Origin of the sequence: Terriglobus sp. YAF25, assembly GCF_052113305.1 — a bacterium.
Classification (GTDB): Bacteria; Acidobacteriota; Terriglobia; order Terriglobales; family Acidobacteriaceae; genus Terriglobus.
On sequence record NZ_JBFRCY010000062.1, the window covers coordinates 1 to 10115 of the forward strand.

Genomic DNA, 10115 nt, shown 5'->3' on the forward strand with positions numbered 1-10115 from the left:
AGAGAACCTCGTTCAAATCTATTTGCCAAGGGCAATCTTTGACGCCTATTAGGGCCCTGCTTTGAAGCGTAGCTCCGACAAGAAAATTAATCAATTTAGCATAAACATGCAGTCCTTGTTTGGAGAAGAAGCAGGCACTGCTTGGCCGCGAATGGCATATTTATGCAGTATTGAAAGTAATACGTTGACAGGGAAATCTCGGATTCATATGCTGGCTCCTGTTTCGTTCAGGAGGAGTCATGTTGAAAGCAAAGACCACGTTCGAACAAGTGAGTGCCGCAAGAGCACCACGAATCATGCAAGGCTCCCTGCGAGTCTCCTTCTGACGGTTGGTGCCGGGCCAATCTGCATGCTTTGGGATAAATCAGATTGATCTGAGCAAACTTGGAATCAAACRAACATCGAAGATCGAGGGATTATGAAGAATAGAAAGTTCTACCTGATGTTGTTGTTGGGCACTCTTGGAGTAGTGGACGCGTTGGCGCAACGGCCATCTACGTTCGCGAACAAGCCTCGCATCGTCATCACCGCGGACCCAGAACTGGATGACAACGACACGCTGATTCGCGCGATCCTCTATACAACTGACTTCAATGTGGAAGGGCTGGTCTACCAGGAGTCAACGTTTCACTGGAAGGGTGATGGCAAAGGGACGACGCAATTCCGTCCCGCATGGGGAGTAGCCCGCGCGAAGACGTGTCCAGAGGGCTGCACTACGTACAGATGGCCCTTCCCGGAGAAAGAGGCCTTCATCGACCATATCGTTGATGCGTACGCGAAGGTCTACAAGAACCTGAAAGTCCACAATCCGGAGTATCCGGATCCGGCGTTGCTGAAGTCCAAGATCAAGTGGGGCAACGTCGAGTTTGAGGCCGACTTTTCAAAGGACACTGATGGCTCGAATTTGATCAAGTCTCTTCTCATGGATGACAAACCGGGTCCGCTGTACGTTACGGCGCAAGGCGGGCAAAGCACGATTGCACGCGCCCTGCGCTCAATCTATATGGAATGTCACGATAAGCCACAGTGGCAGAGCGTGAGGGAAAAGATATCGCACAAGCTGGTGATTATTCCGTTCGGTGACCAGGACGGGACATATAACAGCTACATCAAGCCGAACTGGCCGGACGTAGCCGAGTGGTCGCTGGCGATGGTTGAATACGGCTATGGCATTCGAGGTTCACTCTCGCCAGAGAACATGGTCTATATCAGCGGTCCGTGGACAAGAGAGAATGTTCTCAATCAAGGACCTTTAGGGGCGTTGTATCGTGTGTGGCAGGACGGTGTCGTCATGGATCCGACCGACACCTTTGGATTCACTGCAGACAAACTGCGTGAAATGGGGCGTCAGGCTCAAGAGAAGGACTCGTTCATCAGCGAGGGAGACACTCCGACTTTCCTCAATCTCCTCAACAATGGTCTGCGAGCGCAGAATGGGCGTTGGGGCGGTTGGGGAGGAATCTGGCGGGATGGCGCTGGACCGATGCTGAACTTCATCCCGATTCAAGGGCCGTTGCCTCCGGATGATGCGGGCTTTGCCCCTGGACTCGCGGCGCAGGGTCAGAAGAATCCCAACGTACCCGATATTGCCAATGCCCCAGCACCACAGGCTCGGCCGCAAGGGATGAGGCGGTCGCCGCTGCCCCCTGAGGTTCTGGCATTGAATAATAGATTCTTTGCTGCCTCACAGAATGACTTCGCGGCTCGTCTGAAGTGGTCTGTCACACCTAATTTCAAGGACGCCAACCACGAACCAAAAGTGACCGTGAAGGGCCCGCTCGACCTCACTGCCAAAGCGGGGAGCGCCGTGGCCCTTCAAGGCGCCGCATCGGATCCTGATCACGACAGCGTCAAGGTGAAGTGGTGGCAGTACAAGGATGCGGGTTCCTATGCAGGCAATGTCCGGATTGACAGCCCGGAAGCGCTCAAAACCAATATCGTTATTCCTGCGGACGCGAAGGCTGGCGATACGATCCACGTCATTCTAGAAGGAACTGACAGCGGCACGCCGGCCCTGACACAGTACCAGCGCGTTGTGATTACCGTGCGGTAGGGCTCCCGGTTCATCTCTTCGCGCGGCAGGTTAGGCACCGCTGCGAGAAGGGATTGATCGTTTCTGTCCATGCCTCGCCTGAGCACACACTCCGCTCTGTTTAGGCGAGGCATCTTTATGACGATTCTTTGCCAGCCCTCTACTCGGTTTCATTCGCGTTCGGATTGCGAAGTAAATTCAATGCTTCGTATCAACTGTCGGGACATAAACCGTCTGGGAGCGGAATATCTGCCCTGGTCGCAGCGTAGTCGTTGGGAAGTTCTGCCGGTTTGGAGAATCGGGAAAATGTTGTGTCTCCAGGCAGAAGGCGGCTATGCCAGATCGTCGGGCTCCGGTCGGCGGAGCAGGGAAACGCGGGACGTAAAACTGCAAGCCGGGTTGATTCGTAATTACCTGCAGTGTCCGGCCGCTTTTCAGATCTTTGACTTCAGCATTTGGTGAACTGCGGCGATGGCTATTGAGAACGAAGTTCTGGTCGTAGCCACGCTCAGGAATTTTGTCCGCGATTGAGTGAGGGGTCGTGAAGTCGAAGGCCGTATCGTGCACGCTCTCGATTTGGCCAGTTGGAATGCTGGTTGCATCCACTGGCGTGTAGTGGGCCGCATCGATCCATGCAATGTCTTCGAAGACGGGTTCCTGGCCCGACGTCGACAGGTTGAAATACGCATGGTTGGTCAGGTTGACCACAGTGGTGCGGTCTGTGGTTGCGCGGTACTGTATCGAGAGTGCCGGTTTGCGGCGGTACCTCACCAGGGTGAAGGTCACCTGAACAGAGAGATTGCCGGGGAATCCCATATCGCCATCGGGTGACACAAGCGACATCTCCACACCATCTTTGACAATGCGGGGACTCCAGATCTTCTTGTCGAATCCTACGGTCCCTCCGTGGAGTGCGTTTCCATTGTTATTGATGGGGATGGTGTACTCCGTTCCATCGAGGGAGAAGCGGCCCTGTGCGATTCGATTTGCAAATCTTCCGGCAGTCGCTCCCATGACCGAGTTACGCGGCTCGAGATAACGTTCTAGGCTTGGAAAGCCAAGAACGATGTCTCCGGTCCGACCACTGCGATCGGGTACGCGTATCGCCACAATGCGCGCACCATAATTGGAGATCTGAACGGTTAGCGGTCCATCGCGCAACGTAAAGAGTTCGACGGGTTGCCCGTCTGGCAGATGCCCCCAGTTCTCGTTCGACACGACAACTTCTCCGGCCAAACGAGAGGTCCAGAAGAGGAGTGACAAGATGACTACGATAAGAGATTGAGAAATCCGGTAATAGCGAGGAATGGCAGCCTCCACACATGGGTATCGGTGGTTTTGCGATCCTGCCTAGCTTAGAGCATTTTTCCTGTTGCTGGGTATCCCGAGAGGAGCGTGCGGCGGCGTTTTCATTGCGGAAAACGCCCATAGAGGCACTAGCCCTGCACTACACCTACAGGAGAAATGCTCTAAGGCAAAGCCCCGCCTGACGGCGGGGCTTTCTGTTTTTGCGTGAAGCGCATTTGCCTGGACGGCCAGTCCTAGCTGCAGCCGCTCGTCGAACCGCAGCTCATGCAGCGATAGCAGCTACCGTTGCGCACCATGATGGCTCCGCAGGTGGAGCACGACGGGGCATCGCCCATGTCGTACATGCTCTTCATCGCATCGGCCGCGTGAACGGTCTTCGCTATGCCGCGGTCTTCCACGCCATAGCTCGCCATGGGAACGGCACCGGTTGCCGTCGGATCGGGAGCAATGCCCTCGATCGGAGGCGTGGTACGCGGACCATAGACCTCAGCCGACAGGCTCGGTACTACCGTGGCCTGCTCGCCTTCGATCGCTCCTGTCACCGGCACAGCCTTCGCCGGAGCCAGGCCCTGGAAGAGGTCAAGCTGCTGCCCACTGAGGAAGCGGAGCTGCATCCAGCGGAAGAGGTAGTCCATGATCGACTTCGCGTAGCCGATCTGCTCGTTGCCCGTCCAGCCCGAGGGCTCGAAGCGGGTGTGCGCGAACTTCTCGCTCAGCACCTTCAGCGGCACTCCATGCTGCAGCGCCAGTGAGATTGCCGTCGCGAAGGAGTCCATCAGGCCCGAAACCGTTGAGCCTTCCTTGGCCATGCGGATGAAGATCTCGCCCGGAGCTCCATTCGGATACAGACCGACCGTGATGTAGCCCTCGTGTCCGGCGATGGCGAACTTGTGCGTCACCGAAGCACGCTCAGCCGGCAGACGGTGCCGTACGGCGCGCGGCGGTGCCGTGGCGTCGGTGGCATCGGTATTCTGGTTCGACTGCGCGATGAGCTGCGCCACCTGTGTCTCCAGCGTCGCGATGCGGGCTTCCTTCGCAGCAACAACGGCTGGGTCGACAACCGGCTCAGCCGTAGCGTTGATGGCGGCAGTCGCCTTGTCGGCGATGCCCTCCTTCTTCGCCTTGCCATCAGAGGCAGAGACGTTCAGCGGCTGCGCTCCCTTCGAGCCGTCCCGATAGATGGCCACGGCCTTCAGGCCCTGACGCCAGCTCTCGATGTAAGCCTCGGCGATATCGTCCGCCGTGGCGTCGTGCGGCAGGTTCACCGTCTTCGAGATTGCGCCTGAAAGGAAAGGCTGCGCCGCCGACATCATCTTGATGTGGCCCATGTAATGAATGGAGCGCGTGCCCTTGGCCGGCTTGAACGAGCAGTCGAACACCGCCAGGTGCTCCGGCTTGATGCCAGGCGCACCTTCGATGGTGCCGGTCGAGTCGATATAGCTGACGATCGAGTTCACCTGGTCGTTGTCATAGCCCAGCTTGAACAGGGCCGACGGAACCGTGTTGTTCACGATCTTGATCATGCCGCCGCCRACSAGCTTCTTGWACTTSACCAGRGCCAGGTCMGGCTCRATGCCSGTGGTGTCGCAGTCCATCATSAAGCCRATGGTKCCGGTCGGGGCAAGCACGGTCACCTGGGAGTTGCGGTAGCCGAACTTCTCGCCGTGGGTCAGAGCGCCATCCCACGAGTCCTTGCTGGCCGCGATCAGCTCATCGAGCTGCGGAGCAACGAAGCCCTCTTCCGAGCTCTTCGACTTGCCGATCTCATTCACGCTGGCGCGGTGCAGACGGATCACATCCAGGAACGGCTCGCGGTTGACATAGTAGCCGGGGCAGGCGCCGCCCTCGCGGGTGGCGGACTGCGTCAGCGGAGTCGCGGCAGCCAGAGGCTGGCACAGCTCAGCCACGCGTGACGACTGCCAGTAGGCATCGCCGCACATGATGGCGGTTAGCGTCGCGGCAAAGTCGCGGCCGGCATCGGAGTCATACGGCAGGCCAAAGGCCATCAGCAGAGCGCCCAGGTTGGCGTAGCCAAGACCCAGCGGACGGTAGTCATGCGAGTTCTTCGCGATCGCCTCAGTCGGATAACCGGAGTTGTCGACCAGGATCTCCATCGCCGTGATCACCGTGCGGATCGCCGCGCGGTAGGCCGAAATATCGAACTGTCCGCCCGGCGTGAGGAACTTCAACAGGTTGAAGCTGGCCAGGTTGCAGGCCGAGTCATCCAGGAACATGTACTCCGAGCAGGGATTCGACGCATTGATGCGCGCCGTGTTCTTGCTGGTGTGCCACCGGTTGATGGTGGTGTCGTACTGCATGCCCGGGTCGCCGCACTGCCAGGTCGCCTCGGCGATCTTGTTCATGATGTCGCGGGCGCGATACTCCTTGACCGGCTTGCGGTCCTTCACCGTCACCGTGGCGAACTGCCCATCGCGCTCCACCGCATGCATGAACTCGTCGGTCACACGCACGGAGTTGTTCGCGTTCTGGAAGAAGATCGAGGAGTACGCCTCGGAGTCCGGGCCGGAGCCGTCATAACCGGCCTGCACCAGCGTCCAGGCCTTGGCTTCTTCCTTCTGCTTGCACTCGATAAAGTCCACGATGTCCGGGTGCTCCACGTTCAGGATCACCATCTTCGCCGCGCGGCGGGTCTTGCCGCCGGACTTGATGACGCCGGCAAAGGCGTCAAAGCCGCGCATGAAGCTCAGCGGACCGGAGGCGGTACCACCGCCCGACAGCGTCTCCATGGAACCGCGGATGCCCGAGAGGTTCGATCCCGTGCCCGATCCCCACTTGAAGAGCATCCCTTCGGTCTTGGCCAGCGTCAGGATGGAGTCCAGCGAGTCATTCACCGCGTTGATAAAGCAGGCCGAGCACTGTGGCTTACGGTAGCCGGTCACCGAGAACTCAATGGCGCAGGCATGCGGATTCCAGTGCCAGTTCTGCGCGTCGGAGTTCGGCTCCAGACGGTCGCAGCCGACGTTGAACCACACCGGCGAGTTGAAGGCAGCCTTCTGCTGGATGAGCAAGTGCGCCAGGTCGTCATGGAAGACAGCGGCGTCTTCGTCGCTGGCAAAGTAGCCGTCTTTCATGCCCCAGTCGCGGATCGTCTCCGCCACACGGCTCACCAGCTGGCGCACGCCCGTCTCACGCTCCGGAGTTCCGAGCTGGCCATGCAGATACTTGCTGGCGACGATGTTGGTCGCGGTCATGGACCAGTCAGCGGGCACCTCGACGTCCTTCTGCTCGAAGATCGTTTTGCCCTTGAAGTCCTGAATGATGGCATCGCGCTTCTCCCAGACGACCTCGTCATAGGGGCTGACGCCGGGCTTGGAGAAATAGCGCTGCCAGGTCAACCCAGGGGCAGACTTGGTGGAAGATTTGGTTGCAACAGGGGCCGAGGCGGCGACAGAGTCAGCGACAGCAGCGGCCTTACGATTTTCAGCCATAGGGGAACTCCTAGGAGACGTTTTAGATGTTCTTGTACAGATCTTGGGACTGCTCGCTTCCGTTATTTCTTAGCGACTTGCCGGGCCCCTGAAAAAGGAAGCAGATGTGAAAGTAACGCTCTCTGTAGGGCATGTCAATCGGCATATACAATCTATTGTAGTTGCTTTGTGAATACCCTGCGAATCGCGGCCCGAAATGACCCAGGGCTCGAAATCAGCCCAAATTCGCTGTGGAAGTTCGGAAAGAGCCACGCCAGAAGCGAAGTTTACAGTCCGGTTAACACCGCACTCGGGTGAGATTACGCCTGTTGCGCCTTCGGAAAAGGGGTCCTTTGGGTGGAAAAGTGGCCCGGCTGACGCTATTCATGCACTGGTGCCAGGTGTCCCTTGGGGACATGGTTTTCGCACCAAACGCGAATACCTGTTTTCTTCCCTACCGATGAGCCTCAGCCCGTCGCAGCAACTGCCACAGCGCCACACCCACCGGCGGACACAGACTCACAATCCACAAGGTCGCCGAGTAGTGTTTCTGATCGAACAGGCGGCCCAGCCAGGGCAGCAACAATCCCGTCAGCAGCGCCCAGCTCGAGATCGAGAATCCAGCCAGAAAAGCCGCATTCTGCTTGGGCTGCACACTGGCGCCATCCGCCAGGGCAAAGACGACGAATCCGCCGGCGAAGAACATCTCCAGGAAGAAGAGCGTCAGCACCAGCGGCACCGAGGTAAACATCGGCACCACCGTGATCAGGAAGCTGGCCACCATCAGGAAGAGAAAGACACCGAACGGCCGCGAGGTGGTCCGGCGGCGGCGCAGATCGCTCAAGCGACCGAAGACCAGGTAGCCCACCTCCCAGCCCGCGGGAGGCACCCACAGCAGGTGTCCCAGAGACGCCTGCGAGACGTGCAGTACCCGCGACAGGTACAACGGCGTTGCATACAGCCCAAAAGCCAGTGGAGCCGCTCCCAGTCCATAGATCGCGGCCGTAGCGAAGAGATCGCGGTTCCAGCGGGAGACGGGTCTAACCGCCTCGTCCACCGGCTGCGCATGCTTTGGAGGGTAGATACCGGCGATCCGCAGGCCGAGCCACAGAACCAGCCACAACGCTCCGACGACGGCGGTAAAGACAAAGGCAGCGCGCCAGCCGTAATGGATCGCCAGCGGCGTAACGATCAACGGAGTCAGGGCCGCGCCCAGGGAGCCTCCGCTGTAGGCCAGGGCCAGACCGAACGACCGCTGCTCCGCCGGGAGGGTTTCGCTCACTGTCTTCAGACCGGCAGGAAAGGTCGCTCCCTCACCGAAGCCAAGCACGCCGCGGAAAACGCTCATCGTCAGCAGGCCGGTCATCATGGCATGGCTACCGGAGGCCAGTGACCACAGCCCCACGGCCGCAAAGCAGGTCCAGAACAGTCCCTTGCGGTCCATCACCCATCCCCAGATGGGGTTCGCCGCCATGTAGCAGAGCGAGAAGACCAGGATCGCCTCGCCGTACTGCTGCGCCGAGAGATGCAGATCGGCAAGAATGGTCGGCGACAGGATCGACAATACGCTGCGGTCGACATACGAGATGAACGACAGCAACAGCATGGCGATGGCAGGCAGCCAGCGGCGCACGGGACTGGAAGCGGGGGCAGGTACAGCCACGCCGGAAATCCCAGGGCTGAGGGTCGTTACACTGTCGGGCACGAGATAACTTTATAGGAAGCTATGACACTCGACGACGAGATCCGGATCATTACCGAGCAGGAAGCCGCTTTGCAGTTCTCCACCTTCAACGCCGATACGGCCTGGGAGCTGGGCAGCCGCCTGCGCACTCTGGTCGCAAAGGACAGCCGTCCAACCGCCTTTGGCATCTGGATGGGCGGTCAGACGCTCTTCTACGCCGCGACTCCCAACGTGGCTCCAGGGAACGAAGACTGGGTGCGCCGCAAGCGCAATACCGTCGTTCGCTTTGCCAAATCCAGCTTCCGAGTCGGCAAGGAACTGGCAAGGCAGAACACGACCCTCGAAGTGCGCCAGGGACTCACGCTCGCCGAGTACGCCGCACACGGCGGCGGATTCCCTCTCACGCTGCGCGGCTCAGGCTGCCTGGGAGCCATTGTCCTCAGCGGCCTGACCCAGCCGGAAGACCACGAGACGGTTGTTACCGCGGTGGCGGAGATTCTCGGCGTGACCGCCCCCGGTCTGGAAATATAGACAGCCCATACACCGCATAACGAACCCACACACCGGGTGCCCCATTCACGTGGCGCGTGAGAGGGACATTCGAGCGAAGCTCGAACGGCCCTCTTTGCCTTTTGTCATTTCGAAGCGACCGGGGTGAAGCGCAGCGGAGAAATTTGCTACTCTAACGCTTTCTCTTGCCCTGGTGCACCACCGGCGTTCAGTTGGGTATCGCGCAGCGCGCCCTCTGCTATACGAGATTACGAACGACTCTCAGGAGCATTCGAAAGATGCGTGGGGCTTATTGCCGGGGTGAACCGTTGGACGTCTGAAGCCACGGTGCTTTATAAGGAGAGCAGTCTCGTCAGACCAATCCGGGCTACACCCGGATACGATTGCAGTCAATTCGTCTTCCCCCTTCTGCTTCCTACCCAATCCATTGAATAACGCAACTGTGGAGATCCGTTATGACCGAAAACATTCCCACCCCCAAGAACACACTCGATGCCGCTCTTGCTGGTTCGATCGGCACGCCAAGCCTTCCGGATGGACTCGCCATGATTCAGAGTCTCTACGACAGCCTAACCAAGTTCAGCTACGAAGGAATCGAAGTTCCGGCTTATCTGGATGGAATCAAGACGTATTGCCACGAAATCTCTCAGATCATGGCAACTGACCCACCAGCCACTGCGCCAGGGTTCAGTACGATTCAGGGCATCTGTGGCGTAAATCTGCTGCTCGCATCCAGCGAAGACGTTAGGGGGCAGATCCAAGCGATCCTGTCTGTCTGCATTGCGATTCTAAATCCGAGTGCATCAAGCCCTAAGCAAGGATTCACCGCGATCCAGGACATGTGCAACAGTCTGCTGCCCGAATCGAACGGATCCATTTACGGACAATTGCAAATGATACAGGGTGTCTGCGAGAGTGTCTTGCCGATCCTGAGTTCTTGAGGAGAGTACCCCCAGATACCGTCGCCTATACGGTCACCTTCTTTCTTCCTGCATCCGCTACCCAAGCCAACCGTGACGTAACAGAGGAGTTTTGTCATGACCGAAAGTACTCAAAGGCCTGCTGCCCAGAACGCAACAGAAAATTCCAGCCCAGCCACAACTTCCAGTGCGCTGAACATTCCCCCAGGCTTTGCGGATGGGATATTCATGAT

6 protein-coding genes are annotated in these 10115 nt (G+C 58.6%); 3 read left to right on the plus strand and 3 right to left on the minus strand.

Translation table 11 applies throughout. The features are described 5' to 3' along the window. Window positions 1-418: 418 nt before the first annotated feature. The gene (locus AB4043_RS04015) at window positions 419-2053 is read left to right on the plus strand and encodes a nucleoside hydrolase-like domain-containing protein (protein WP_442299327.1); all 1635 of its coding nucleotides are present in this window, start codon (window positions 419-421) and stop codon (window positions 2051-2053) included. 177 nt (window positions 2054-2230) lie between these two features. Here AB4043_RS04015 and AB4043_RS04020 read toward each other — a convergent pair whose 3' ends face one another. From AB4043_RS04020 to AB4043_RS04030, 3 genes are all read right to left on the minus strand, one after another. Then, entirely contained in the window at window positions 2231-3250 is a 1020-nt protein-coding gene (locus tag AB4043_RS04020) for an aldose epimerase family protein (protein WP_442299328.1), read from the minus strand. Between the two features lie 323 nt (window positions 3251-3573). After that, window positions 3574-6789 (minus strand): vitamin B12-dependent ribonucleotide reductase, encoded by a 3216-nt coding sequence (locus tag AB4043_RS04025; RefSeq protein ID WP_442306540.1) that lies wholly within the window; start codon window positions 6787-6789, stop codon window positions 3574-3576. A gap of 433 nt (window positions 6790-7222) precedes the next feature. After that, on the minus strand, window positions 7223-8431 hold the full coding sequence (locus tag AB4043_RS04030) for an MFS transporter (protein WP_442300977.1): 1209 nt from the start codon (window positions 8429-8431) through the stop codon (window positions 7223-7225). 63 nt (window positions 8432-8494) lie between these two features. Between AB4043_RS04030 and AB4043_RS04035 the strand changes: the two genes are divergently transcribed. Together AB4043_RS04035 and AB4043_RS04040 are read left to right on the plus strand one after the other, a co-directional pair. Continuing rightward, window positions 8495-8983, plus strand: coding sequence for a heme-degrading domain-containing protein (locus tag AB4043_RS04035; protein WP_442300978.1), 489 nt, complete (start codon window positions 8495-8497; stop codon window positions 8981-8983). 434 nt (window positions 8984-9417) lie between these two features. After that, window positions 9418-9903 (plus strand): hypothetical protein, encoded by a 486-nt coding sequence (locus AB4043_RS04040; RefSeq protein WP_442300979.1) that lies wholly within the window; start codon window positions 9418-9420, stop codon window positions 9901-9903. Window positions 9904-10115: the final 212 nt, after the last annotated feature.